Origin of the sequence: Aquincola tertiaricarbonis (assembly GCF_000969605.1) — a bacterium.
GTDB classification, from domain to species: Bacteria; Pseudomonadota; Gammaproteobacteria; order Burkholderiales; family Burkholderiaceae_C; genus Aquincola; species Aquincola tertiaricarbonis.
This window is the reverse complement of record NZ_JZUE01000002.1, coordinates 42048-67577: the sequence shown is the minus strand read 5'-3', so window position 1 is coordinate 67577 and position 25530 is coordinate 42048. Positions and strand designations below refer to the sequence as shown.

Sequence of the window (25530 nt, the reverse complement as noted above, 5' to 3'; positions counted from 1 at the left end):
CATGCTGTCAGCCTGGCAGACAGCTTTTGCATCCCCTGCAGCCATGTCTCGACACGAAGCTTCCGACGATGCGCACGCCAGCGGCCCGGCGGTGGCACCCGTGCGCCCGCTGCGCAACGAGCGCTTTGCCGAACGGGTGTACGACAGCCTGTTCCACTCGATCATGACCGGCCAGCTGGCCGCGGGCGCCCGGCTGCCGTCGGAGCTGGCGCTGGCCGAGGCCTTCCAGGTCTCGCGCCCGGTGGTGCGACAGGCGCTGGACCGGCTGCGTGCGGAACGGCTGGTGCAGTCGGTGCGCGGCTCGGGCAGCTACGTGGCCACGCAGCCGGCTGCGGCGGCCTCGGCCAGCCAGTCAGCGCGCAGCACGGCGGCCGACCTGAGCCACATCCTGCATGGCATCGAGCTGCGGCTGATGGTGGAGCCCGAATGCGCCGCGCTGGCCGCACTGCGCCGCCAGCCGCCCGACCTGGCCCGCATGCGGCAGATGCTCGACGGCTTCGAGCAGGCGCATGCGCGCGGCGACGTGGCGCACCACTTCGACTACGGCTTCCACGAGGCCATCGCCCAGGCCACCGCCAACCCGCGGCTGGTGGGCGTGCTCAAGATGCTGGAGTACGACGTGAGCCGCGCGGTGAACCTGTGGCGCCACCTGGCCCACATGAAGCCCTGGCGCCGCACGCAGGAGGCGCTGGACGAGCACCGCGCGCTGTATGCGCTGATCGAGGCGCAGGACGCCGAGGGCGCCCGCCGCTGCATGCGTGCCCATGTCGAGAACGCGCGGGTGCGCATGCTGGCGCTGGAGCCGTCGATCTGAGCGTCAGCCCAGCATGTCGGCCCAGGTGTTGCGCGCCCAGGCTTCGGCCAGCCGCGCTTCCTGCGCCGAGCGCATGGCCGACACGCCGCCCGAGCCCAGCACCACGTTGAAGGTTTGCGAGGCCGCGTCGTAGCGGTGCACGCTGGCCACGTGGATGGCCTCGGTCGCGCTCACCAGGCTGTAGCAGGTGTTGGTCAGCATCGGCTCGGCCGGCGGCGGCAGGCCGGCCAGCTCGGCGACGATGGCGGCCGCGGCCACCTTGGCATGGTTGTTGGCCATGTGGCCCGACTTGGGCATCTGCGCCGCGGCCTGCACCGCATCGCCCAGCACATGCACGCCGGTCGCATGCACCGACTCGAAGCTGCGCCAGTGCACCGGGCACCAGCGGCCGTTCACCGTGGCCAGCCCGCTGGCCACCGCGATGTCGCCGGCCCGCATTGGCGGCAGCACGTTGAGCACGTCGGCCCGCACGTCGGCCTGCACCTCGAAGCGCAGCAGGCCGCGCGCCGCGTCCACGCCGGCCAGCGCATGCTGCGGCCGGTACTCCAGGCGGCCCGCATGCAGCTCGGCCCAGGCCTGCTTGAACAGCGCGGGCTTGGACACCACGTCGTCGTTGGCGTCCAGCACCAGCACCTTGGCGCGTGGCTTGTGCAGCCGCAGCCAGTCGGCCACCAGGCTGGCCCGTTCATAGGGCCCGGGCGGGCAGCGGTAGGGCGCCAGCGGCACGGTGATGGCAAACACGCCGCCATCGGGCAGGGCCTGCAGCTGCCGGTGCAGCGCGGCGGTCTCGGGCCCGGCCTTCCAGGCATGCAGCACGCGTCCTTCGGCATGCGCCTGCGGCAGGCCCTCGATGCGCTCATGCATCAGCTGCACGCCGGGCGACAGCACCAGCCGGTCGTAGCCGATGCGCTGGCCGCCGGCCAGCTGCACGCTGCGGCGATCGACGTCGATGGCCACGGCGCTGTCGCGCAGCCACTGCACGCCATGGCGCCGCACCAGGGTGTCGTAGGGCAGGGTGATGTCGGCCAGCGTCTTCAGCCCACCTACCACCAGGTTGGACACTGGGCAGGAGACGAAGGCCGCCTGCGGCTCCACCAGCGTGACCTGCACGTGCCCTTCCGACAGCAGCCGGATGTAGCGCGCCGCGGTGGCGCCGCCAAAGCCGCCACCGATCACCACCACCCGTGCCGGTGCCCGCGGCGCCACGCCGGCGCAGCCCACGCCGGCCACCAGCGCGCCGCCGGCGATGAAGCTGCGTCGCCTCACCGCGCCGGCCCCGGCAGGCTGGCGAAGTAGCCGGCCAGGGCCTGCACCTGCGCCTCGGTGTAGCCGCGGGCGATCTGGTGCATCACCGTGGCCGGTCGCTCGCCGCTGCGGAAGGCCCGCATCTGCGCCACCACGAAGGCCTGCGGCAGCCCGGCCAGCGGCGGCATTGCTGCGTCGGCCGGGCGGCCTTCGCTGCCGTGGCAGTTGGCGCAGGTGGCGGCCAGCGCGTGCAGTGCGATGCGCGATGCGTCAGCTGCCGGGGCGGGCTGCGCCTGCACCGCCACGGCGGCCGCCGCCAGCAGCAGCCCCGCCGCGGTGCGACGAAGCCGGTAGACAAACGGTGCAGCGGCCGATGGCGACATGGTTGACTTCCTTCGGTCCAGCTTACTGCTTGCCGCGCCCGCGGCCGGCCGCGCCGCTGCCGGGGCCAACCCGCATTGACATCGTCTGCCCCCGCCCGCCCGCCCGTCATCGGCCATGCCGAATTGCCGGTGTGGGTGCCGGGCGAGATCCTGTGCGCCAGCGACGATCTCGGCTGGCATGGCGTCAGCCAGCGCAGCTGCCGCTACCACAGGCAGGACGTTGATCCGGCGTCGTTCGTGCGCAGCATGAACATGGAGACGGCGGCCTACCAGCCGCTGGTGGGGCTGGAGGCCGCCCACGCCTGACTAAAGCGCCGGTGCCGGCGCGGCGGCCGCAAACATCGCCTTGCCCCGACGGCCGCGCCAGTCGCCCAGCAGCAGCAGGATGGGCGCCGCGATGAACACCGACGTGGCCGCCGCGATCACGATGCCGAAGGCCATCGGCACCGCGAAGCTGGCCACCGCCGCGCCACCCCACAGCGCCAGCGGCAGCACCGCCAGGAAGGCGGTGACGGAGGTGTAGAGGCTGCGCGTGAGCGTCTGGTTGATCGACAGGTTGATGGCCTCGCGCAGCGGCAGCTCGCGCCGCGCGCGCAGGTTTTCCCGCATGCGGTCGTACACCACCACCTTGTCGTTGACCGAATAGCCCACCAGCGTCAGCAGCGCGGCGATGGCGGTGAGGCTGAAGTCCAGCCCCGTCCATGCGAACAGGCCCAGCGTCAGCACCACGTCCAGCACCAGCGTCAGGATCGCGCCCACCGCGAACGGCCACTCGAAGCGCACCCAGATGTAGATGAGCATCGCGATGCTGGCGAGGATGACGGCCAGCACGCCGGCGGTGGCCAGCTCGCCGCTGACCTTGGGGCCGACCACCTCGGTGCGCTCGAAGCGGGCCCCGGGGTCGATCGCCTGCACCGCGGTCTTCAGCCGCTCCACCGCCTCGGTCTGGCGGGCTTCGCCGCCGGGTTGCTGCTCCAGCCGCACCAGCAGCCGGCCTTCACCGTCCATCGTCTGCAGCGAAACCTCGCCCAGGCCCAGCCCGTCGAGCTGCGCGCGGTAGCGCGACAGGTCGGCCGGGGCGCTGGTGGCCACTTCCACCTGGATGCCGCCGCGGAAGTCGATGCCGAAATCCAGCCCCGGCCGCAGCAGCAGCAGCAACGAGCCCAGCACCATCGCCGCCGCCAGTCCGAAGCCGATGAAGCGGGTCTTCATGAAGTCGAAGCGCGTGCCGTCGGGCACCGGGCGAAAGCCCAGCAGCGGCCGGATCTGCAGGGTCTTCAGCCGCCGGCGGCGGGCGATGGACAGCATCATCACCTTGACCACCGACACCGCGGTGAACATCGAGATGACGATGCCCAGCGCCATGGTCACCGCAAAGCCGCGCACCGGACCGGAGCCGAACCAGAACAGCAGCACCGTGGCGATCAGCGCGGTGACGTTGCTGTCCATGATGGTGGCGTAGGCCCGCCGGAAACCGGCGTCGATGGCGGCCAGCGCGGGCCGGCCGCGCAGGGTCTCCTCCCGGATGCGCTCGTTGATCAGCACGTTGGCATCCACCGCCAGCCCGATGCCCAGCACGATGCCGGCAATGCCGGGCAGGGTGAGCGTGGCCCCCAGCAGGCTCATGCCGGCCACGGTGAGCACCACGTTGAGCGACAGCGCCACGTTGGCCACCAGGCCCCAGCCGCCATACAGCAGGAAGAGGAACAGGCACACCAGCACGAAGGCACCGATGCCGGCCTGCACGCCACGCTCGATCACGTCCGCACCCAGGTCGGCGCCCACGCTGCGCTCCTCGATCACCGTGAGCTTGGCGGGCAGGGCGCCGGCGCGCAGCAGCGCCGACAGCGTGGTGGCCTCCTGCACCGTGAAGCTGCCGGAGATCTGGCCCGAGCCGCCGGTGATGGGCTCGCGGATGACCGGCGCGCTCAGCACCTGGCCATCCAGCACGATGGCGAAGGCCCGGCCCACGTTGGCCTGCGTGATGGCCGCGAATTCACGCGCGCCGGTGCGGTCGAAGCGGAAGTTGACCACCGGCTCGCGGGTCTCGGGATCGAAGCCGGCGCTGGCGTCGGAGAGACGGTCGCCGCCCAGCTCCACCCGCAGGTTCACCGGGTAGCTGTTGCCCTGGGCATCGCGCAGGGTGCGCACGCCGTCAATGCCGTTGCCGTTTCCGTCGCCCAGCAGATGGAAGCTCATCTTGGCGGTGGAGCCCAGCAGGGCGCGCAGCTGCGCCGGGTCCTGCAGGCCGGGCAACTGCACCAGGATGCGGTCGGCGCCGATGCGCTGGATGGTGGGCTCGGCCACGCCCACCTGGTCCACCCGCTGGCGGATCACTTCGAGGCTCTGCTCCACGGCGCGGCCGACCGACTGGTGCAGGCCCTCCTCGGTGAGCAGCACGTCGACGGCGTCGCCGCCACGGCGCGACACTGCCAGGTCCTGCCGCGCTGCGCCGACGGGTTGCGACAGCGTGCGCATGAGTTCCAGCGCACGGTCTTGCTGCGCCGCCGAGCGCAAGGTGATGGCCACGCCCCGTTCGGCCGGCTCCACGCTGCGCCAAGGGATGTCGGCTTCGCGCAGCAGGCGGCGGGCGTCTTCGCCCAGGGTGCGCAGGCGCTCGCGGCGCAGCTCGCTGCCGTCCACTTCCAGCACGAGGTGGGAGCCGCCGCGCAGGTCCAGGCCCAGGGCCACTGTGTTTTGCGGGAGGAAGGCGGGCCAGCGCTCCAGCAGGGAGGCGGGCAGCACGTTGGGCAAGGCCAACAGCAGGCCGGCAAGGATGATGGCCAGGTACAGGGCCACCAGGGAGGGTGAGTTTTTCATCGATGGCTTTGACGGGCGCACGCGGGCCAGGGCCCGGGCACGCCGGCTTCAGGAAGGCGAAGTTCGCGCGCAGCGGTGCGCGCGGGTCGTCAGGCCAGCGAAGGCGGTGCGCGGCTGCGGTGCGCGCGCGCGGGTTGCCGCGACCGCGGCGGCCCGGTGACCGGCGGCGGCTGGGCGGCCTGCTGCGCCAGCACCGGCAGGCGGAAGACGGCCGAGGGCAGCGCGTCCATGCCGGCATCCAGCACGGCGTGGGTCCAGCGCGCGTCCGGCAACCGCATTGCGGCAACCTGCGCGGTATCGTGCCGACGCGCCGAACGCGTGACCTGCGACGCCCCGGAGGCGCTGGTCGGCCGCTGCATGGGCTGCACATGCGCCGACAGCTTGCCCGCCAGTGTGTGCGACGCCAGACCGACACTGGCGCCCAGGCCTGCGCACAGGACGCCCAGCCACGCCAGCAGCACGAACATCGCCGCACGCAGCCATGCGGCGGCCGGCGCCGGGGCATGAAGGGATTGGTGCGGGCGGTTCACGCCGGGACTGTAGGCGATGGCATCGGAGGCGCTTGGAGCGCGTGTCGTCGGGATGGTTCTGCTGCCACAATCAAGATTATGTCAATTACTGGATGGGCGGCCCGATGATTGCCCACTACACGCTGCCGCTTCATGGGACCGCCCGCTTGCAACCAGATTCCTTGCCACCCCCGCCACCGCACGCCGCAGCCGCCATGGTCCGCGTGCGTGGCGCGCGTGAACACAACCTGAAGGACGTGGACGTCGACATCCCGCGTGATGCGCTGGTGGTGTTCACCGGCGTGTCGGGCTCGGGCAAGTCGTCGCTGGCCTTCGGCACCCTCTACGCCGAGGCGCAGCGGCGTTATTTCGAGTCGGTCTCGCCCTATGCGCGGCGGCTGATCGACCAGGTGGGCGTGCCGGACGTGGACAGCATCGATGGCCTGCCGCCCGCGGTCTCGCTGCAGCAGCAGCGCGGCACGCCCAATGCACGCTCGTCGGTGGGCAGCGTCACCACCTTGTCGAGCTCGCTGCGGCTGCTGTATTCGCGCGCCGGCAGCTACCCGCCCGGGCAGCCGATGCTCTACGCCGAAGACTTCTCGCCCAACACGCCGCAAGGCGCCTGCCCCGAGTGCCACGGCGTCGGCCGCGTGTTCGAGGTGAGCGAGCGCACCATGGTGCCGGACGATTCGCTCACCATCCGCGAGCGCGCGGTGGCCGCGTGGCCCACGGCCTGGCAGGGCCAGAACCTACGCGACATCCTGGTGACGATGGGCCACGACGTCGACGTGCCCTGGCGCGACCTGCCGCGCGAGACACGCGACTGGATCCTCTTCACCGACGAGCAGCCCACGGTGCCGGTGTACGCCGGCCTCACGCCCGCGCAGACGCGCGAGGCCCTGCGCCGCAAGCTGGAGCCCAGCTACCAGGGCACCTTCATCGGCGCGCGCAAGCATGTGCTGCACACCTTCAGCCATTCCCACAGCGCGCTGATGAAGCGTCGCGCCGCCCGCTACATGCGGGCCAGCCCCTGCCCGCTGTGCCACGGCAAGCGGCTCAAGCCCGAGTCGCTGTCGGTCACCTTCGCCGGGCTGGACATCGGCGCGCTGCAGCAGATGCCGCTGGATGGCGTGGCCGAGGCGTTGGCGCCCGCGGCCCGCGGCGAGTTCAAGACCGAGGCGCCGCGGCGCAACCCGGTGCTCAGCCGCGAGGCCGCCCGCGCCGACACCGCACGCCGCGTGGCCGCTGGCGGCTCGGCCCATGCGGCGGCCAACGACGCGCGGCGCACGCCCAACCTGTCGGAGGAAAAGCGCATCGCCGCGCAGCGCATCGCTGCCGAGCTGCTGTCGCGCATCCGCACGCTGCAGCAGCTGGGCCTGGGCTACCTGTCGCTGGACCGGGCAACGCCGGGCCTGTCCCCCGGCGAGCTGCAGCGGCTGCGGCTGGCCACGCAGATCCGCTCCAACCTGTTCGGCGTGGTGTACGTGCTGGACGAGCCCTCCGCCGGCCTGCACCCGGCCGACAACGAGGCGCTGATGTCGGCGCTTGAGCAGCTCAAGCAGTCCGGCAATTCCATCTTCGTGGTGGAGCACGACCTGGGCATGATGCGCCGCGCCGATTGGCTGGTGGACGTGGGCCCGGACGCCGGCGAACGCGGCGGCCAGGTGCTGTACAGCGGGCCGCCCCAGGGCCTGAGGCAGGTGGCCGCGTCGCACACCGCGCGCTACCTCTTCGCCGAAGAAGCCGCAGTGCGGCGCACGCCGCGCGCGCCGGCGGACTGGCTGGCGCTGCAGGGCGTGACGCTGAACAACCTGCGCAACGTGGCGGCAAGCTTCCCGCTGGGTGCGTTGACGGCGGTGACCGGCGTGTCCGGCTCCGGCAAGTCCAGCCTGGTGACGCAGGCGCTGGTGGGCCTGGTGCAGGCGCACCTGGGCGGCGAGCCGGCCGTGCCGCCCGCGGACGAGGACCCCGATCCACTGCAGGCCGAGGTGGCGGTGCGGGCCGAGGGCCGTGTCGACGCAGCCGCTTTGAAGCGCATCAAGCGCCTGGTGCAGGTCGACCAGAAGCCCATCGGCCGCACGCCGCGTTCCAACCTGGCGACCTACACCGGCCTGTTCGATGCGGTGCGCAAGCTGTTCGCGGCCACGCCGGCCGCGCGCCGGCGGCACTACGACGCCGGCCGCTTCTCCTTCAACGTGGCCAAGGGCCGCTGCACCACCTGCGAGGGCGAGGGCTTCGTCTCGGTGGAGCTGCTGTTCATGCCCAGCGTGTACGCGCCCTGCCCCACCTGCCACGGCCAGCGCTTCAACGAGGCCACGTTGCAGGTGACGCTGCGCGGCCGCAACATCGCCGAGGTGCTGGCGATGACGGTGGAGGAAGCGCTGGACTTCTTCGCCGAGGATGCCGCGGTGGCCCGTCCGCTGGCGCTGCTGCGGGACATCGGTCTGGGTTACCTGCGGCTGGGCCAGCCCGCCACCGAGCTGTCGGGCGGCGAGGCGCAGCGCATCAAGCTGGCCACCGAGCTGCAGCGGGCCCAGCGCGGCGATGCGCTGTATGTGCTGGACGAACCCACCACCGGCCTGCATCCGGCCGACGTCGACCGGCTGATGGCCCAGCTGCAGCAGCTGGTGGAAGCCGGCAACACCGTGGTGCTGGTGGAGCATGACCTGCGCGTGGTGGCGGGTTGCGACTGGGTGATCGACATGGGCCCGGGCGGCGGCGACCAGGGCGGGCGCATCGTGGCCGCCGGCACGCCGGCCGCGGTGGCGAAGGCCGAGGGCAGCCGCACCGGGCCCTACCTGCGGCCGCTGGTGGGCGGTGCTTAAGATGGGGCATCACCCCTTCATTGCACAAACACGTCCATGCGCCTGCTGATCGCCCTCCTACTGCCCTGGCTCACCTTCTTCACCATCGGCCGGCCCATTGCCGGCGTGATCTGCCTGGTCCTGCAGGTCACGCTGATCGGCTGGCTGCCTGCCACCATCTGGGCGGTGTATGCGCTGAGCCAGTACAAGACCGATCAGAAGATCGAGAAGGCGCTGGGCCGGCGGGGCTGAGAGCGCGACCCCGGCCCGGATCTCGACATGAAGACGAGGTAGCCCAGGGCCGACAGCAACGCCAGCATGAGCATCGCCAACCGGTAGGCATCGGCCACCCCCAGCACAGGCTGCAGCCAGGCAATCACGAGACCAAAGCCCCATTGCCAGAAGAACACACCCGCGAACAGCAGCAGGTTGAACCAAGCGAGGGCCCGCCCCGCCTGCGCGCCCGCGAATCGCTGTCCGACCAGCGGGTGCGTCACCGACAAGGGCCAGGCGCACACGTGGGACATGGGCATCGCGCCGTCCACCGTCGCCAAGTCGGTCGCCCGGCTGGAGCAGGCATGGCAGGTGCGGCTGTTCCAGCGCACGACGAGAACCGTTCGCCTGACCGTGGACGGCACGCTGCTGTCCGAGCGATGCCGGCAACTGCTGGTCGACTTCGACGCCCTGGCCGTGCAGCCGGCCTGTGCGCAAGGCACGGCCGGCACGCTTGCCTGTTGCCTGAGCGCGTGCGCGCGGTGCTGGATAGACTGGCTGTTGACACCGTTCTACGTTGAGGCGTGAAGCCTGCAGCGCACGCGGGCGTGGTGTGCCGCCACCAGCTTCCTGGTCGGCTTCACGTTCAAGGTCGGCCATGGCCATGGCCGCGGAATGAGGCGCTGGCGTATGGTTCAAAATCGACCACGTCGCCCTTGTGCAACCGTTCAAGACCCCATGCTCACCGCCCTCCGCCAAGCCGACGGCCGCAAGGTACAGGCCGGCCACAGTCATCGGGTGCACGGGCCGTTCCGCTGTGCGGGCTGCGGCCAGCCGGCGCTGCTGGTCAAGGGGGCTATCCGCGTGCACCACTTCCGCCACCAAGCCGAGCCCGGCGACTGCGTGCGCAGCCTGGGCGAAAGCACCCAGCACCGTGAATGCAAGCAGGCCATCTTCACCGCGCTGCAGGCCACCGCGGACGTGGCCGGCGTCGAGCTGGAGAAGGACATCGGCAGCAACGTGGCCGACGTGTTCGCGATGATCCGCGGCGTGCCGGTGGCCATCGAGATCCAGCGCAGCGAACTGCCGCTGGACGTGCTGGAACGCCGCACCCTCGCCTACCACGCGCAGCGGGTGCATGTGCTGTGGGTGGCGCTGGCCGGCGAGGAGATCGGCTTCAGCCCCTACAGCCCGCGCGCCTGGGAGCGCTGGTGCCATGCCACGTACGGCGGCCGGGTGTACTACTGGACCCAGGACGACGAACTGCAGCCGGTGCATTTCGAACCGCACTGGCTGCACACGCCGGCCTACACCACGCGCGACGCCCAGGGCCAGCCCTTGACGGTGGGCGGCCAGGTGCGCCGCTCCAAACGCTACCGCTCGCCCAACCACGGCGAGCGGGTGGCGATCAGCCGGGGCTTCCGGCCGGTGGTGCGGCGTGAGTGGTCGGGCGGCACGGTGCAGGTGCCGCAGTGCAGCCTGTACGTGGACTGCCAGCCGGCATGGTGGAAGCCGGGCGAGTCACCTGTCTAGCAGCTGCGGGCGGTAGTCGTCGTAGAACGGGCCGTCGCGGCCGACCTTGCCTTCGCGTGCGATCAGCGTGAGCGAGGCCGGCGTGTCGGCCGCGGCCGGCTATTCGATGCGCCGGTCCTTCGGATCAGCGGCCAGGGCCAGAGAAGCGCAGCACATGAGCAGCGGGAGCGCGAAGACGGTGGGGGGCGTGGGGTCGTCATGGACATCTGCCGCCGGGCGGCGGTGGTGCGGCGCCTGCAGCGTCCAGGCGCCCGAATCCAAAGGTACAGCCCGTGGCGATGCTGACTGCGGGCGTCGACCCCGCCAAGCAACGTGTTCCGGCAGGCCAGTGCCTGCACGGTTCACCTGTCTAGACAAGCCCGCTGTCCGGCGCCTCGCCGGCCGGGGCCGGCGGCAATTCCACCTTCGGCGCCCAGCTCCAGTTCAGCAGCTCGGCGGTGCGGCGTACCACCCAAACGGCTTCATCGCCCGTTACCGTGTCGGTGGCGGCCTGCAGCCCGCGCAGGCAGCGGTCGAGCACGATGTCCTCGGGCAGGTCGTCCTTGAACTGCAGCGTCTGCGCCTGGTCCACGAGCATCGTGGCCAGGTCTTCGCACAGCTCGTAGCGTGCGGTGAGTTCCAGCCGCGGCAGGCTGGGCTTGCGGCCCGGGGCGCTCTGGTACAGCGCGATGAAGGAGTCGGGGATGACGATCTGACTGCTGTCGTCCATGCCGTTCAACCCTGGCGGCCCCCGCCCAGTGCCGCGATCACCTCGGGCGGCGCCTGCACCAGCTCGATCAGCACGCCCTCCCCGCCGATCGGGAACTGATCGTTGCCCTTGGGGTGGATGAAGCAGATGTCGTAGCCCGCCGCGCCGGGGCGGATGCCGCCGGGTGCGAGTCGCACGCCGTTGGCATTCATCCACTCCACCGCCTTCGGCAGGTCGTCCACCCACAGGCCGACGTGGTTCAGCGGCGTGGCATGCACGGCCGGCTTCTTGTCGGGATCGATGGGCTGCATCAGGTCGACCTCGACCTTGTGCACGCCCTCGCCCAGCGCGCAGATGTCCTCGTCGACGTTCTCGCGCTCGGACACGAAGTTGCCGGTCACCGTCAGCCCCAGCGTGTCCACCCACAACGTGCGCAGCTTGTGCTTGTCGGGCCCGCCGATGGCGATCTGCTGCAGGCCGAGGATGCGGAACGGCTTGTCTTGTTGCGTGGCCATGGTGTGCTTCAGCCGCGGGTGGCGGTGATGGGCAGGTCCAGCCGCGCCAGCAGCGCGCGGTCGGCGGTGGCGTCGGGGTTGCCGGTGACCAGCAGCTTGTCGCCATAGAAGATGGAGTTGGCGCCGGCCATGAAGCACAGCGCCTGCACGCCTTCGTCCAGGCCGCGGCGGCCGGCCGACAGCCGCACCCGCGAGCGGGGCATCGTGATGCGCGCCGCTGCGATGACCCGCACCACCTCGAACGGATCGACCGGCTCGGCCTCTGCCAACGGCGTGCCGGGCACGGCCACGAGCTGATTGACCGGTACCGACTCGGGCGCGGGGCTCAGGCTGGCGAGTTGCGCGATCAGGCCGGCGCGCTGCAGCCGCGTCTCGCCCATGCCGACGATGCCGCCGCAGCACACCTTCAGGCCCGCATCCCGCACATGGCCGAGGGTGTCGAGCCGGTCCTCGTACTCGCGGGTGCGGATGATGTCGCCGTAGAAGTCGGGCGCGGTGTCGAGGTTGTGGTTGTAGTAGTCCAGGCCCGCGTCCTTCAACGCGCCAGCCTGCGATGGCGTGAGCATGCCCAGCGTGGCGCAGGCTTCCAGCCCCAGCGCCTTCACGCCGCGCACCAGCTCGCTCACCTTCTCGATGTCGCGGTCCTTGGGCGAGCGCCAGGCCGCACCCATGCAGAAGCGTGCGGCACCCGCCGCCTTTGCGGCGCGGGCGGCTGCCATCACCGCGTCCATGTCCATCAGCTTGCCGGCTTCCACGCCGGTGTCGTAATGAACGGACTGCGGGCAGTAGCCGCAGTCCTCCGGGCAGCCGCCGGTCTTGACCGACAGCAGCGAGGCCAGCTCCACGTCACCCGCCGGAAAGTGCTGCTGGTGGACCGCATGGGCCCGCTGCACCAGCGCCATGAAGGGCATCTCCATCAGCGCCAGCACGCCCTCGGCCGACCATGCTGCGGAAGCTTCGGCCACCGCATGCGGCTTGCGCGGCAGCTGCCATTGCAACGGCTGCACCACCGGTTGCGCGATCACTTCCTCACCCATCTCACGTGCCGTCATGCAGCCAGGTCCTCTTCAATTCAACGCGTTCATTCGAAGCGCACGATGGGCTGGTCGACCGACAGGCTTTCGCCCTTCTTCGCCAGCACCTCGGCCACCGTGCCGTCCTGCAGCGCGAAGAGGATGTTCTCCATCTTCATCGCCTCGATCACCGCCAGCTTCTCGCCGGCCAGCACCTTCTGGCCGACCGCCACCGGCACGTCGGCCAGCAGGCCGGGCATCGGCGCCAGCAGGAACTTGCTGGTGTCGGGGGGCGCTTTATACGGCATCAGCTTGTGGAACTCGGCGCCGCGCGGCGTGAGCACCAGCGCGTCGATCCGAGTGCCGTGGTGGCTGATGCGCAGCACCAGGCCCAGGCGCTCCACCTGCGCGGTGAAGGGCTGGCCGTTGCACTGGCCAGCGATGCGGATGTCGCGCAGCGTCCAGTCGGAATCGAAGGTGTAGGTCTTGCCGTCCACCTCGACCGCGATGCCGCCATTGAGCTTGACCTGCACCGGCACCTGCGTGTCGTTGCCCTGCTCGCCCTTGACCACCACCACGTAGTCCTCGCGCACCACGAAGCCATGGCCGGGCATCTGGCCGCTCAGGCCGGCCGCGCGCATCAGGTAGCGCAGGTTCACCGCCGCAGCCAGCGCCACCAGGAACTTCGGGTCCTGGTGCTGAACATCTTCAGCGCGGAAGCCGCCGGGGAACTGCTCGGCGATGAAGCCGGTGTTGAAGTCGCCCGACACGAAGCGCGGGTGTGCCAGCAGCGCCGCCTGGAACGGGATGTTGCTGTTGATGCCGCGGATGACGAAGCCGTCCAGCGCCTCGCGCATCTTCTCGATCGCGTCGTTGCGGTCTTTCCCGTGCACGATGAGCTTGGCAATCATCGAGTCGTAGAACATCGGGATCTCGCCGCCTTCGTACACGCCGGTGTCCACCCGCACGCCGCCTTCGGCCGGCACGGGCGCCGCGGCCTCCATCGTGGTGACGGGCGGGCGGTACTTCACCAGCCGGCCGGTGGAAGGAAGGAAGTTGCGGAACGGGTCTTCCGCATTGATGCGGCATTCGATCGCCCAGCCCTTGCGCTGCACGTCGGCCTGCTGCAGCGGCAGCGGCTCGCCGGCGGCCACGCGGATCATCAGCTCCACCAGGTCCAGGCCGGTGATGCTCTCGGTGACAGGGTGCTCCACCTGCAGCCGGGTGTTCATCTCCAGGAAGTAGAAGCTCTGGTCCTTGCCGACCACGAACTCCACCGTGCCGGCGCTCTGGTACTTCACCGCCTTGGCCAGCTGCACCGCCTGGGCGCCCATGGCCTGGCGCGTGGCCTCGCTGATGAAGGGCGACGGTGCTTCCTCGATCACCTTCTGGTGGCGGCGCTGGATGGAGCATTCACGCTCCCACAGGAAGATGCAGTTGCCGTGCGCATCGCCAAGCACCTGGATCTCGATATGGCGCGGCTCCTCGACGAACTTCTCGATGAACACGCGGTCGTCGCCGAAGCTGTTGCGCGCCTCGTTGCGGCAGGAGCTGAAGCCCTCGAACGCTTCCTTGTCGTTGAAGGCCACGCGCAGGCCCTTGCCGCCGCCGCCGGCGCTGGCCTTGATCATCACCGGGTAGCCGATGTCCTTGGCGATCTGCACCGCCTGCTCGGGCGTCTCGATGGCCTCGTTCCAGCCCGGGATGGTGTTGACCTTGGCCTCGTTGGCCAGCTTCTTGGAGGCGATCTTGTCGCCCATCGCCGCGATGGAGTAATGCTTCGGGCCGATGAAGACGATGCCTTCTTCCTCCACCCGCTTGGCGAACTCGGCGTTCTCGCTCAGGAAGCCATAGCCGGGATGCACCGCCTCCGCCCCGGTGGCCTTGCAGGCGGCAATGATCTTGTCGGCCACCAGGTAGCTCTCGCGCGAGGGCGCCGGGCCCAGCAGCACCGCCTCGTCGGCCAGCTCCACGTGCCGCGCATCGCGGTCGGCCTCGGAGTACACCGCCACCGTCGCAATGCCCAGCTTCTTCGCGGTCTTGATGACGCGGCAGGCGATCTCGCCGCGGTTGGCAATCAGGATCTTCTTGAACATGTGGCTACTGGAGACCCAGCTCCTTGCGCATGGATTGGTTGCGCGCCTCGGCACGCTGGAAGGCCGGCCGCTCGTCGAGCCGGGCCACGTAGGCGGAGAAGCCAGGCGTGGCCTCGATCTGCTTGAAGCCAATGAGAAAGCGCAGCATGCCGCCGAACACCACGTCGGCCATCGAGAACCGCTCGCCGAGCAGGAAGGGGCCGGGCACCAGCGCACTCTCGGCCGCGGCCAGCATCGCCTGGTAGTTGCCCCAGCCGGCCGACATCTCCTTGACCTCCCAGCCCGAGCCCTTCGCCATCACGGCCGGCTCCACGACGCCGGGCGTGAAGAACGACCAGCGCAGGTAGGTGCCGCGCTGCGGCGAATCGGGCGGCGGCGCCAGCCGGTCGGCGGCATAGCGGTCGGCAAGGTACAGCGCGATGGCGGCCGCCTCGGTGACGACGACGTCGCCATCGACCAGCGTGGGCAGCTTGCCCATCGGGTTGATCGACAGCAGGCCGGGTTGCTTCTGCTCGCCCTTCATGATGTCGACGACCTTCAGGTCGTACGGGACGCCGGCTTCCTCGAGCGCCCAGAGCGTGCCGGCGGCGCGGGAATAAGGGTGGTAGTGCAGCGTGATGGCCATGGCATGCGCTCCTTCGCTCACAGAGGGATGTTGCCGTGCTTGCGCCACGGGTTGTCGAGCTTCTTGTCCTTGAGCATCACCAGGCTGCGGCAGATGCGCTTGCGGGTCTCGTGCGGCTGGATCACGTCGTCGATGAAGCCGCGGGCGCCGGCCACGAAGGGGTTGGCGAAGCGGGCCTTGTACTCGGCCTCCTTGGCGGCCAGCTTGGCCGGGTCGCCCTTGTCCTCGCGGAAGATGATCTCCACTGCGCCCTTGGCGCCCATCACGGCGATCTCGGCATTCGGCCACGCGAAGTTCACGTCGCCGCGCAGGTGCTTGGAGGCCATCACGTCATAGGCACCGCCGTAGGCCTTGCGGGTGATCACCGTCACCTTGGGCACGGTGCATTCGGCATACGCATACAGCAGCTTGGCGCCGTGCTTGATGATGCCGCCGTACTCCTGGCTGGTCCCGGGCATGAAGCCGGGCACGTCGACGAAGGTGACCACCGGGATGTTGAACGCATCGCAGAAGCGCACGAAGCGCGCGGCCTTGATGCTGCTCTTGATGTCCAGGCAGCCGGCCAGCACCTGCGGGTTGTTGGCCACGATGCCCACCGCCTGGCCTTCCAGCCGGCCGAAGCCGATGACGATGTTGGCCGCGTATTCGGGCTGCAGCTCGAAGAAGTCGCCGTCGTCCACCACCTTGGCGATCAGCTCCTTCATGTCGTAGGGCTTGTTCGGGTTGTCGGGCACCAGCGTGTCCAGCGACAGGTCGAGCCGGCCCGCCGGGTCGCCGCTGGGACGCACCGGCGCCTTCTCGCGGTTGTTCAGCGGCAGGTAATTGAAGAAGCGGCGCAGCATCAGCAGCGCTTCCACGTCGTTGTCGAAGGCCAGGTCGGCCACGCCGCTCTTGCCGGTGTGGGTGACGGCGCCGCCCAGTTCCTCGGCGGTCACTTCCTCGTGCGTCACCGTCTTCACCACCTCGGGGCCGGTGACGAACATGTACGAGCTGTCCTTCACCATGAAGATGAAGTCGGTCATGGCCGGGCTGTACACCGCGCCGCCGGCGCACGGGCCCATGATCATGCTGATCTGCGGGATGACGCCCGAGGCCATCACGTTGCGCTGGAACACGTCGGCATAGCCACCAAGCGAGGCCACGCCTTCCTGGATGCGGGCGCCGCCCGAATCGTTCAGGCCGATGACGGGCGCGCCCACCTTCATCGCCTGGTCCATCACCTTGCAGATCTTCTCGGCATGCGCCTCGGACAGCGCGCCGCCGAAGACGGTGAAGTCCTGGCTGAAGACGAACACCAGCCGGCCGTTGATCATGCCGTAGCCGGTGACCACGCCGTCGCCCGGCGGCCGGTTGTTCTCCATGCCGAAGTCGGTGCAGCGGTGCTCGACGAACATGTCCCATTCCTCGAACGTGCCGTCGTCCAGCAGCAGGTCGATGCGCTCGCGCGCGGTGAGCTTGCCCTTGCCGTGCTGCGCGTCGATGCGCTTCTGGCCGCCGCCCAGCCGCGCCTTGGCGCGCTTGGCTTCGAGCTGTTCGATGATGTCGTGCATGGCGTTCAGCCTCTCCTGGGATGCGTGGTTTTCAGTTCAAAAGATCGAGCAGCCGGCGGGCCGCGACCGAGGCGGCCAGCGTGCCGGCGCGCACTTCGGCGTTGACTTCGGGCAGGGCCTCCCGCACCGCCGGATGGTGGCGAAAGCGGCTCTTCAATCCGGCCTCGATGCGTTCCCACATCCAGGCCTGGTCCTGTGCGCGGCGGCGTTGCAGCAGCCGGCCGCCGGCCGTCTGCAGCTCGCGGAAGCGGCTGACGGCGGCCCAGAACTCGGGCAGGCCCTGGCCCTTGAGCGCGCTGAGCTGCAGCACCTGCGGCTGCCATTGCACCGGCGCGCCGTCCACCGCATGGCTGGCATGCGCCGGGTTGCCATGGTGGCCAAAGAGCCGCAGCGCCGAGGTGATCTGCGCGCGCGCCCGTGTGGCCGCGGCTTCGTCCAGGTCGGCCTTGTTGATCACCACCAGGTCGGCCAGCTCCATCACGCCCTTCTTGATGGCCTGCAGGTCGTCGCCGGCATTGGGCAGCTGCAGCAGCACGAACATGTCGGTCATGCCGCTGACGGCGGTTTCGCTCTGGCCCACGCCCACGGTCTCGACGATGACCACGTCGTAGCCCGCGGCCTCGGCCACCAGCATCGATTCACGGGTGCGCTCGGCCACGCCGCCCAGCGTGCCGCTGGCCGGGCTGGGGCGGATGAAGGCCTGCTCATGCACCGACAGCTGCTCCATGCGCGTCTTGTCGCCCAGGATGCTGCCGCCCGACACGCTGGACGACGGATCGATGGCCAGCACCGCCACCCGGTGGCCCTGCGCGATGAGGAAGAGGCCCAGGCCTTCGATGAAGGTGCTCTTGCCCACACCCGGCACGCCGCTGATGCCCAGCCGGAACGAGCGGCCGCTCTGCGGCAGCAGCGTGTTCAGCAGCTCGTCGGCACGGCGGCGGTGGTCCTCGCGGCTGGACTCCAGCAGCGTGATCGTCTTGGCGATGGCACGGCGCTGGGCCGGGCCCGGCGGGCCGGTCACGGCATCGGCCAGCGCCTGGTCGGCGGCGGGCAGCATCGGCGCAGCGGCGTGTGCGAGGCTCAAGCCGCCGCGCCGGCCGAGGCGACGGCGCGGCGGATCTGCTCCAGCACGTCCTTGGCGCTGGCCGGGATCGGCGTGCCGGGGCCGTAGATGCCCTTGACGCCCGCCTCGTACAGGAAGTCGTAGTCCTGGCGCGGGATCACGCCGCCGACGAAGACGATGATGTCGTCCGCACCCTGCGCCTTCAAAGCCGCCACGATGGCCGGCACCAGCGTCTTGTGGCCGGCGGCCAGCGTGCTCACGCCCACCGCATGCACGTCGTTCTCGATGGCCTGGCGGGCGCATTCCTCGGGCGTCTGGAACAACGGGCCCATGTCGACGTCGAAGCCCAGGTCGGCAAACGCCGTGGCCACCACCTTCGCGCCGCGGTCGTGGCCGTCCTGGCCCAGCTTGGCAATCATCACGCGCGGCCGGCGGCCCTGTTCCTGCGCGAACTGGTCGATCTCGGTCTTCAGCTTGTCCCAGCCTTCGGCGCTGTCGTAGGCCGCGGCATATACGCCGGTCACCTTCTGCGTGTCGGCGCGGTGGCGGCCGAACACCTTCTCCAGCGCGTCGGACACCTCGCCCACGGTGGCGCGCAGCCGCATCGCCTTGACCGTGAGGTCGAGCAGGTTGCCCTGGCGACTTTCGGCACAGGCGGTCAGCGCATCCAGCGCGACCTGCACCGCGGCGCCGTCTCGGCGGGCGCGGATGGCCTTCAGCCGCTCGATCTGGCTGTCGCGCACCTTCACGTTGTCGATGTCGAGGATCTCGATCGGGTCTTCCTTGGCCAGCTTGTACTTGTTGACGCCGACGATCACGTCCTGGCCCGAGTCGATGCGGGCCTGCTTCTCGGCCGCGGCGGCCTCGATCTTCAGCTTGGCCCAGCCGCTGTCCACCGCCTTGGTCATGCCGCCCATGGCCTCGACTTCCTCGATGATGGCCCAGGCGGCGTCGGCCATGTCCTGGGTGAGCTTTTCCATCATGTAGCTGCCGGCCCAGGGATCGACCACGTTGGTGATGTGCGTCTCTTCCTGGATGATGAGCTGGGTGTTGCGGGCGATGCGTGCGCTGAACTCGGTGGGCAGCGCGATGGCTTCGTCGAAGCTGTTGGTGTGCAGGCTTTGCGTGCCGCCGAACACCGCGGCCATGGCCTCGATGGTGGTACGCACCACGTTGTTGTAGGGGTCCTGCTCGGTCAGGCTCCAGCCGCTGGTCTGGCAGTGGGTGCGCAGCATCAGGCTCTTGGGGTTCTTCGGCCCGAAGCCCTTCATGATCCGCCACCACAGCAGCCGGGCGGCGCGCATCTTGGCGATCTCGAGATAGAAGTTCATCCCGATCGCCCAGAAGAAGCTCAGGCGCCCGGCGAACTCGTCCACGTCCAGGCCCTTGGCCAGCGCGGTCTTCACGTACTCCTTGCCATCGGCCAGCGTGAAGGCCAGCTCCAGCGCCTGGTTGGCGCCGGCTTCCTGCATGTGGTAGCCGCTGATGGAGATCGAGTTGAACTTCGGCATGTTGCGCGCCGTGTACTCGATGATGTCGCCGATGGCCCGCATGCTCGGCTCGGGCGGGAAGATGTAGGTGTTGCGGACCATGAACTCCTTGAGGATGTCGTTCTGGATGGTGCCGCTCAACTTGTCCTGGCTCACGCCCTGCTCTTCCGCCGCCACGATGTAGCCGGCCAGCACCGGCAGCACCGCGCCGTTCATCGTCATGCTGACGCTGACCTTGTCCAGCGGAATGCCGTCGAACAGGATCTTCATGTCCTCCACGCTGTCGATGGCCACGCCGGCCTTGCCGACGTCGCCGGTCACGCGCGGATGGTCGCTGTCGTAGCCGCGGTGGGTGGCCAGGTCGAAGGCCACGCTCACGCCCTGGGCGCCAGCGGCCAGGGCCTTGCGGTAGAAGGCGTTGGACTCCTCGGCGGTGGAAAAGCCGGCGTACTGGCGGATGGTCCACGGCCGCACCGCATACATCGTGGCCTGCGGGCCGCGCAGGTAGGGCGGCAGGCCGGGCAAGGTGTCGGCGTACGGCAGCCCTTGCAGGTCGGCCGCGGTGTACAGCGGCTTGACGGTGATGCCGTCGGGCGTGTGCCAGTTCAGGGCCGACAGGTCGCCACCGGGTGCCGACTTGGCAGCCGCCTTTTCCCAGGCCGGCAGGCCATTGGCAGAGGTGGGCGTATCGGGTTTGGCGTCGGACATGAAAGGCTCCAGCAGGGAAGGCGCGCCACCGCGGCGCCCCGGACGCACTGGACATCCAACCGCCCGCACGCCCATAATTCAAAACTGAATTATGTTGATCCCCCCTGGCGATGTCAAATTCCGTCGAGAAGTCACAGCCTGCGCCTGAGGCCTCCCCCGCCGAGGTGATGCCGGCAGGCCGCCATGATGGCAGGCCGCTGTACGAGCACGTGGCCGAGCGGCTGCGTGCGGGCATCCTCTCGCACACCCTGGCGCCGGGCAGCTGGATCGACGAGCAGCGCCTTTGCGGCGAATACGGCATCAGCCGCACGCCGCTGCGCGAGGCGCTGAAGGTGCTGGCCACCGAAGGCCTGATCACGATGAAGCCGCGCCGCGGCGCCTATGTCACCGAGATGTCGGTGCGCGACGTGACCGACGTGTACCACCTGCTTTCCCTGCTGGAAAGCGATGCCGCCGCCGATGTGGCGCGGCTGGCCAGCCCGGCGCAGATGGCCGAGCTGGAGGCGCTGCATGCGCAGCTGGAGGCGGCGGTGGACGACCGGGAGCGCTTCTTCGCGCTGAACGAGGCCTTCCACCTGCGCATCCTGGACATCGCCGACAACCGCTGGCGCACGCAGGTGGTGATCGACCTGCGCAAGGTGATGAAGCTCAACCGCCACCATTCGCTGTTCCGCGAAGGCCGGCTGGCCGATTCGCTGGCCGAGCACCGGGCGCTGATGCAGGCCCTGCAGGCCCGCGACGCCGCGGCGGCCGAGGCACTGACACGCGAGCACTTCCGCAACGGGCTGGCCGCGGCCACGGTGCGGCCGCGGCAGGCATGAACGAGCCCGCCGCCGCGGCCGCTCAGATAGCGGCGGGCGTGCCCCCGGGCCCGAAACTCAGCCGGTAGCAGCTGGCAAACCCCGGCGGCGGCGGCCGCTGCTCGAAGCGGGCGTCATGGATCGTGGCGACCTTGTCCACCACCCGGTGGCCCAGGCCGAGCCCGGCGGTGTAGACGCTGGAAGCGGCGGGCCCCGTCGACGCCGTCCTCGCGCCGGCCGGCCCGCCGCTGTCGCACACCTGCAGCCAGCGCTCGCCGGCCTGCAGCTGCACCTCCACCAGCGTGCCGGCCGGCGTGTGGCCCAGGGCGTTGTCGATCAGGTTGCGCAGCGCCAGGGCCAGCAGCAGCGGATGCCCGGCCAGCATGAAGGCCTGGCCGGCCGGTTCCTCGACCAGGGCCAGCTCATGGCCGCTGTCGTGGGCGCGCTGGGCATAGTCGGCCACCACCTCGCGCGCCAGCGCAGCCAGGTCGCAGGGCTGGGCGGCCTCGTCCATCTCGGTGCGGCTGGCGCGCGCCAGGGACAGCAGCTGCTGCACCACCTCGCCGGCGCGCATCGCATCGTCCTCCAGCCGCTGCAGCGAGGCGCGGCGGTCGGCCTCCGCCATCGGGCCCTGCAGCGTGCGCGCATGCAGCGCCAGCGAGGCCAGCGGCGTGCGCAGCTCATGCGCCAGCTCGCTGGCCAGCTGCCGCTCGCGCTGCAGGGCGGCATGCTGGCGGCCCACCAGGGTGTTGATGGCCGCCACCATGCCCTTGAACTCCTCGTGCGGATGGCGGTCGGGCAACGGCTGCGGCCGGTGCACGTCCAGCGCCAGCACGTCGCGCGAGAGGTCGTGCAGCGGCTTCAGTCCGCGCCGCGTCGCCAGGCCCAGCACCACGGCGATGGCCGGCATCAGCCACAGGCCGGGGCTGGCCACCTGCTCGGCGATGTCCCAGGCCAGGTCGTCGCGCTCCTGCACGCTGAGCATCACCGTGATCTTGCGCTGGCGCTCCGGGCCGTCCCAGCGGGAGAAGCTGCGCCAGCGCGCGGCCGGCTGGCCCAGCTGCAGGTCGGCGAAGCCGGTGGCCGCATCGAACGGCGGCAGCGGCGCATCGCCGGTGGAGGTGAGCAGCCGGCCCTGGCCATCCCACACCACCACGCTGAGCGACTGCTGGTAGTCGTGGCTCTTCAGGCTGGCATCCACGTCGCGGCCGGGGTCGGGCCGGCGGGCGGGGTCGAAGCGGCTGTCGCCCAGCGCCGCCTGCAGCGCGGCCACGCTGGCCAGGTGGCCGTCGGTCAGCTCGTCGGCCTCGTGCAGGCCGGTGGTGAAGCCCACCACCACGAAGCTGGCCCACACCAGCGCCAGCGCGCCCAGCGACCAGGCCAGCAGGTGGCGCAGCAGCGTGCGGCCGGCCATCAGGCGGCGTCCGCCGGCACGAAGTAGCCCACGCCGCGCAGCGTGCGGATCACGCCCTCGCCCAGCTTGCGGCGCAGGTGATGCACATGCACCTCGATCGCATTGCTTTCCAGCGCGCCATCGAAGTTGTATAGGCAGGCTTCGATCTGCGGCCGCGAGAGCACCCGCGGCCGCGCCTCCACCAGCGCCAGCAGCACCGCGAACTCCCGCGCCGACAGCTCCACCGGCCGGCCCTCGCGCAGCACGCTGCGGGTGGCGGGGTCGATGGTGACGCCGCCGCACTGCAGCAGCGGCTGCGCACGGCCGGCCGCGCGGCGGCGCAGCGCGCGCATGCGGGCGGCCAGCTCGTCGGGATGGAAGGGCTTGATCACATAGTCGTCGGCGCCGAGGTCCAGCCCGGCGATGCGCGAGGCCACTTCGTCGCGCGCGGTCATGATGAGCACCGGCATGGCCGCGTCCGGCAGCCCGGTGGTGTTGCCGCGCACCCGGCGCAGCAGCTCGCTGCCGTCGCCATCGGGCAGGCCCAGGTCCAGCAGCAGCAGCTCGAAGGGCTCCGCCCGCAGCAGCGCCCACCCGGCGGCCACGCTGGCCGCGCCATCCACCGCATGGCCTTGCTGGCGCAGCGCCAGCGCCAGGCCCGCGGCAATGCCCTCGTCGTCTTCCACCACCAGCACTCGCATGCAGCGGATTGTGGCGCCGCGGCCCTTAAGGTGGCCTTAAGCCGCCCTGCCTACCGTGGCGGCCATGCCGACCACTGCGCCGTTCTCCCGCCCCTTTCTCCTGCGCAACACCCTGCTGGCCCTGGCCGCGCTGCTGGCCTGGGATGCCGGCGGGCTGGACCTGCCGCTGGCCCGCCTCTTCGGCGATGCCGCCGGCTTCGCCCTGCGCGACCACTGGCTGCTGGGCCCGGTGATGCACGAGGGCGGGCGGCTGCTGGGCTGGCTGGGCGCGCTGCTGCTGTGCCTGGGCGTGTGGTGGCCCCGCGGGCCGCTGCGCGGGCTGGCCCGCCGCCACCGGCTGCAACTGGCGGTGAGCACCCTGGCCGCGGCGCTGGCGGTGTCGGTGCTCAAGGGCTTCAGCAGCACCAGCTGCCCGCAGGAGCTGGCGCTGTTCGGCCGCAGTGCGCAGTACCTCTCGCACTGGCGCTGGCCAGGCACGGCCGATGGCGGCAGCGGGCACTGTTTTCCCGCCGGCCATGCCTCGGCCGGCTTCGCCTTCGTCAGCGGCTGGTTCGCCTTCCGGCGCGCGGGCTTGCGCGGCCAGGCGGACGGCTGGCTGCTGGCGGCCCTGGCCGCCGGGCTGCTGCTGGGCCTGGCGCAGCAGGCGCGCGGCGCGCACTTCATGAGCCACACGCTGTGGTCCGCCTGGCTGTGCTGGGTGGTGGCCTGGGCGATGGACGGCCTGTTCAACCGCCAGGCTGCAGGCCGGGCGGCACCTTCCTGCCTGGAGCCTTGATGACCACCCTGCCCTACCACGCCGGCCCCCGGCTGGCCCTGCCCACGCCGACCACTGCGCGCGCTGCGCCGGTGGCCGGCCGCTCGCCGCTGTGGGCGGTGCTGGGCGCCAGCGCCTGGATGGCCACCGTCGGCAACCTGGCGCTGTGGCGTGAACTGGCCGCGCTGGGCCAGCTGCAGGGCCTGCGCGGCCTGCTGCTGGGCCTGGGCCTGGCCGGCATCGTGATGGCGCTGACCACCGCGCTGGCCAGCCTGCTGGCGTGGCACCGCACGCTCAAGCCGGCGCTGGCGCTGCTGCTGCTGGTCACCGCGGCCAGCCTGCATTTCATGCTGGCCTACCGCATCGTCATCGACCCCTCGATGCTGGTGAACGTGCTGCAGACCGATGCCCACGAAGCCGCCGACCTGCTGAGCGCCCGGCTGCTGGCCACCCTGGCGCTGGCCGGGGGGCTGCCGGTGCTGCTGCTTTGGCGGCTGCCGCTGCACCATGGCGGCGCGGGCCGGCAGGCGCTGCGCAACCTGGGCCTGCTGCTGGGCAGCCTGGCGATGGCGCTGGCGCTGCTGCTGGCGCTGTTCCAGCCGCTGGCATCGCTGATGCGCAACCACAAGGCGCTGCGCTACCAGATGAGCCCGCTGAACAGCGTGTGGGCGCTGGGCAGCGTGGCGGCGCAGCCGCTGCACGGCGGCGCGGGCGTGCTGCAGCCGCTGGGGCGCGACGCGCAGCTGGGCCCCAGCCATGCCGCCGGCCGCAAGCCGCCGCTGCTGGTGCTGGTGCTGGGCGAGACCGGGCGCAGCGGCAACTTCGGCCTCAACGGCTACGACCGCGACACCACGCCGGCACTGGCGCGCCTGGACGTGGCCAGCCTGCGCAACGTCTGGTCCTGCGGCACCAGCACCGCGGCCTCGGTGCCCTGCATGTTCTCGCACCTGGGCCGCGAGGCCTACGGCGCCCGCGAGCACGATACCGAGAACCTGCTGGACGTGCTGCAGCATGCCGGCCTGGCGGTGCTGTGGATCGACAACCAGAGCGGCTGCAAGGGCGTGTGCGAGCGCGTGCCGCATGTGAGCACCAGCGCGGGCACCGACCCGATGCTGTGCCCCGACGGCAGCTGCCAGGACATGGTGATGCTGCAGGGCCTGGAGCAGCGCATCGCCGCCCTGCCCGCCGAGCGCCGCGCCCGTGGCGTGGTGGTGGTGATGCACCAGATGGGCAGCCACGGCCCGGCCTACAGCAAGCGCTCGCCACCGCAGGCCAAGCGCTTCCTGCCCGAATGCACCAGCGCCCAGCTGCAGGACTGCAGCCCGCAGGCCCTGGTCAATGCCTACGACAACAGCATCGCCTATACCGACCAGTTCCTGGCCGCCACCGTCGGCTGGCTGCAGCGCCAGACCGAGGCCAGCACCGCGATGGTGTACCTGGGCGACCACGGCGAATCGCTGGGCGAGAACAACCTCTACCTGCACGGCCTGCCCTATGCGGTGGCGCCGGACGTGCAGAAGCGCGTGCCCTGGATCACCTGGCTGTCGGCCGACTGGCAGCGGCGCAGCGGCGTGCACACCGCCTGCCTGCGCCAGCAGGCCGACGTGCGCCGCAGCCACGACGACTGGTTCCATTCGGTGCTGGGCCTGCTGGACGTGCACACCAGCGTGTACCGGCCGGAGCACGACATCTACGCGGCCTGCGCGGCGGGCTGAGCCGGGCGCCCGATCCCGACGGCGCTACTACTTGCCAGGGCATCATTTCCATCATTGGCACAGGCATTGCGCATCATTTCCGGACCAACACTCCGGAG

The 25530-nt window shown here is 70.6% G+C and carries 24 protein-coding genes; 9 read left to right on the top strand and 15 right to left on the bottom strand.

Features of this window, described 5'->3' with window-relative positions:
• The first annotated feature begins 43 nt into the window (after nt 1-43).
• Nucleotides 44-814: a FadR/GntR family transcriptional regulator gene (locus VO99_RS02805; RefSeq protein WP_046111296.1), complete on the top strand. Its 771-nt coding sequence runs from the start codon at nt 44-46 to the stop codon at nt 812-814.
• A gap of 3 nt (nt 815-817) precedes the next feature.
• On the opposite strand, the gene VO99_RS02800 is transcribed toward VO99_RS02805, so the two are convergent.
• Together VO99_RS02800 and VO99_RS30070 are read right to left on the bottom strand one after the other, a co-directional pair.
• Entirely contained in the window at nt 818-2080 is a 1263-nt protein-coding gene (locus tag VO99_RS02800; RefSeq protein ID WP_046111295.1) for an NAD(P)/FAD-dependent oxidoreductase, read from the bottom strand.
• Nucleotides 2077-2442: a c-type cytochrome gene (locus tag VO99_RS30070; protein WP_046111294.1), complete on the bottom strand. Its 366-nt coding sequence runs from the start codon at nt 2440-2442 to the stop codon at nt 2077-2079. Before VO99_RS30070 ends, VO99_RS02800 begins: the two co-directional genes overlap by 4 nt.
• A 75-nt stretch (nt 2443-2517) precedes the next feature.
• Between VO99_RS30070 and VO99_RS30065 the strand changes: the two genes are divergently transcribed.
• A complete protein-coding gene (locus VO99_RS30065; protein ID WP_157039412.1) occupies nt 2518-2748 on the top strand; it encodes a hypothetical protein in 231 nt (76 codons plus the stop codon).
• On the opposite strand, the gene secD is transcribed toward VO99_RS30065, so the two are convergent.
• Both secD and VO99_RS02780 read right to left on the bottom strand, forming a co-directional pair.
• Entirely contained in the window at nt 2749-5262 is a 2514-nt protein-coding gene (gene secD, locus VO99_RS02785) for a protein translocase subunit SecD (RefSeq protein WP_046111292.1), read from the bottom strand.
• A gap of 89 nt (nt 5263-5351) precedes the next feature.
• Complete coding sequence (locus VO99_RS02780) at nt 5352-5729, bottom strand: hypothetical protein (RefSeq protein WP_046111291.1); 378 nt, start codon at nt 5727-5729, stop codon at nt 5352-5354.
• 257 nt (nt 5730-5986) lie between these two features.
• On the opposite strand from VO99_RS02780, the gene VO99_RS02775 reads away from it, so the two are divergent.
• Both VO99_RS02775 and VO99_RS02770 read left to right on the top strand, forming a co-directional pair.
• Entirely contained in the window at nt 5987-8596 is a 2610-nt protein-coding gene (locus VO99_RS02775) for an excinuclease ABC subunit UvrA (RefSeq protein ID WP_157039411.1), read from the top strand.
• A 36-nt stretch (nt 8597-8632) separates the two neighbouring features.
• Nucleotides 8633-8827 carry a YqaE/Pmp3 family membrane protein gene (locus VO99_RS02770; protein ID WP_046111290.1) on the top strand — a complete coding sequence of 65 codons (195 nt, stop codon included), beginning with the start codon at nt 8633-8635 and terminating at the stop codon, nt 8825-8827.
• On the opposite strand, the gene VO99_RS02765 is transcribed toward VO99_RS02770, so the two are convergent.
• The gene (locus tag VO99_RS02765) at nt 8791-9108 is read right to left on the bottom strand and encodes a hypothetical protein (RefSeq protein WP_157039410.1); all 318 of its coding nucleotides are present in this window, start codon (nt 9106-9108) and stop codon (nt 8791-8793) included. The genes VO99_RS02770 and VO99_RS02765 overlap by 37 nt on opposite strands.
• Here VO99_RS02765 and VO99_RS02760 point away from each other — a divergent pair.
• Both VO99_RS02760 and VO99_RS02755 read left to right on the top strand, forming a co-directional pair.
• Nucleotides 9101-9376, top strand: a complete 276-nt coding sequence (locus VO99_RS02760; protein WP_052736047.1) for a LysR family transcriptional regulator — start codon at nt 9101-9103, stop codon at nt 9374-9376. The two genes, VO99_RS02765 and VO99_RS02760, sit on opposite strands and share 8 nt — an antisense overlap.
• Nucleotides 9377-9526: 150 nt before the next feature.
• Nucleotides 9527-10321, top strand: a complete 795-nt coding sequence (locus tag VO99_RS02755; RefSeq protein WP_046111288.1) for a competence protein CoiA — start codon at nt 9527-9529, stop codon at nt 10319-10321.
• A gap of 349 nt (nt 10322-10670) precedes the next feature.
• Here the strand turns inward: VO99_RS02755 and VO99_RS02750 are convergent, their stop codons facing one another.
• The 8 genes from VO99_RS02750 to scpA are packed head-to-tail and all read right to left on the bottom strand — an operon-like array spanning nt 10671 to nt 20069.
• Nucleotides 10671-11030: a hypothetical protein gene (locus tag VO99_RS02750; protein WP_046111287.1), complete on the bottom strand. Its 360-nt coding sequence runs from the start codon at nt 11028-11030 to the stop codon at nt 10671-10673.
• Between the two features lie 5 nt (nt 11031-11035).
• Complete coding sequence (locus tag VO99_RS02745) at nt 11036-11524, bottom strand: VOC family protein (RefSeq protein ID WP_046111286.1); 489 nt, start codon at nt 11522-11524, stop codon at nt 11036-11038.
• An 8-nt stretch (nt 11525-11532) separates the two neighbouring features.
• Nucleotides 11533-12561, bottom strand: a complete 1029-nt coding sequence (bioB, locus tag VO99_RS02740) for a biotin synthase BioB (protein ID WP_052736046.1) — start codon at nt 12559-12561, stop codon at nt 11533-11535.
• Nucleotides 12562-12605: 44 nt separating this feature from the next.
• The gene (gene accC / locus VO99_RS02735) at nt 12606-14633 is read right to left on the bottom strand and encodes an acetyl-CoA carboxylase biotin carboxylase subunit (RefSeq protein WP_046111285.1); all 2028 of its coding nucleotides are present in this window, start codon (nt 14631-14633) and stop codon (nt 12606-12608) included.
• A gap of 4 nt (nt 14634-14637) precedes the next feature.
• Complete coding sequence (locus tag VO99_RS02730; RefSeq protein WP_046111284.1) at nt 14638-15258, bottom strand: glutathione S-transferase family protein; 621 nt, start codon at nt 15256-15258, stop codon at nt 14638-14640.
• Between the two features lie 17 nt (nt 15259-15275).
• A complete protein-coding gene (locus tag VO99_RS02725) occupies nt 15276-16808 on the bottom strand; it encodes an acyl-CoA carboxylase subunit beta (RefSeq protein WP_046111283.1) in 1533 nt (510 codons plus the stop codon).
• Nucleotides 16809-16839: 31 nt separating this feature from the next.
• Nucleotides 16840-17865 carry a methylmalonyl Co-A mutase-associated GTPase MeaB gene (gene meaB / locus VO99_RS02720; protein WP_046111282.1) on the bottom strand — a complete coding sequence of 342 codons (1026 nt, stop codon included), beginning with the start codon at nt 17863-17865 and terminating at the stop codon, nt 16840-16842.
• 23 nt (nt 17866-17888) lie between these two features.
• Nucleotides 17889-20069: a methylmalonyl-CoA mutase gene (scpA, locus tag VO99_RS02715; RefSeq protein WP_046111281.1), complete on the bottom strand. Its 2181-nt coding sequence runs from the start codon at nt 20067-20069 to the stop codon at nt 17889-17891.
• A 167-nt stretch (nt 20070-20236) separates the two neighbouring features.
• Between scpA and VO99_RS02710 the strand changes: the two genes are divergently transcribed.
• The gene (locus tag VO99_RS02710) at nt 20237-20890 is read left to right on the top strand and encodes a GntR family transcriptional regulator (RefSeq protein ID WP_046111280.1); all 654 of its coding nucleotides are present in this window, start codon (nt 20237-20239) and stop codon (nt 20888-20890) included.
• Between the two features lie 22 nt (nt 20891-20912).
• Here the strand turns inward: VO99_RS02710 and VO99_RS02705 are convergent, their stop codons facing one another.
• The gene (locus VO99_RS02705) at nt 20913-22283 is read right to left on the bottom strand and encodes a histidine kinase dimerization/phospho-acceptor domain-containing protein (RefSeq protein WP_046111279.1); all 1371 of its coding nucleotides are present in this window, start codon (nt 22281-22283) and stop codon (nt 20913-20915) included.
• Nucleotides 22283-22963, bottom strand: a complete 681-nt coding sequence (locus VO99_RS02700; protein ID WP_046111278.1) for a response regulator — start codon at nt 22961-22963, stop codon at nt 22283-22285. The genes VO99_RS02705 and VO99_RS02700 overlap by 1 nt, the downstream gene beginning before the upstream one ends.
• Nucleotides 22964-23027: 64 nt before the next feature.
• Between VO99_RS02700 and VO99_RS02695 the strand changes: the two genes are divergently transcribed.
• Nucleotides 23028-23738, top strand: coding sequence for a phosphatase PAP2 family protein (locus VO99_RS02695; RefSeq protein WP_046111515.1), 711 nt, complete (start codon nt 23028-23030; stop codon nt 23736-23738).
• Nucleotides 23738-25432 carry a phosphoethanolamine transferase gene (locus VO99_RS02690; protein ID WP_052736045.1) on the top strand — a complete coding sequence of 565 codons (1695 nt, stop codon included), beginning with the start codon at nt 23738-23740 and terminating at the stop codon, nt 25430-25432. The genes VO99_RS02695 and VO99_RS02690 overlap by 1 nt, the downstream gene beginning before the upstream one ends.
• Nucleotides 25433-25530: the final 98 nt, after the last annotated feature.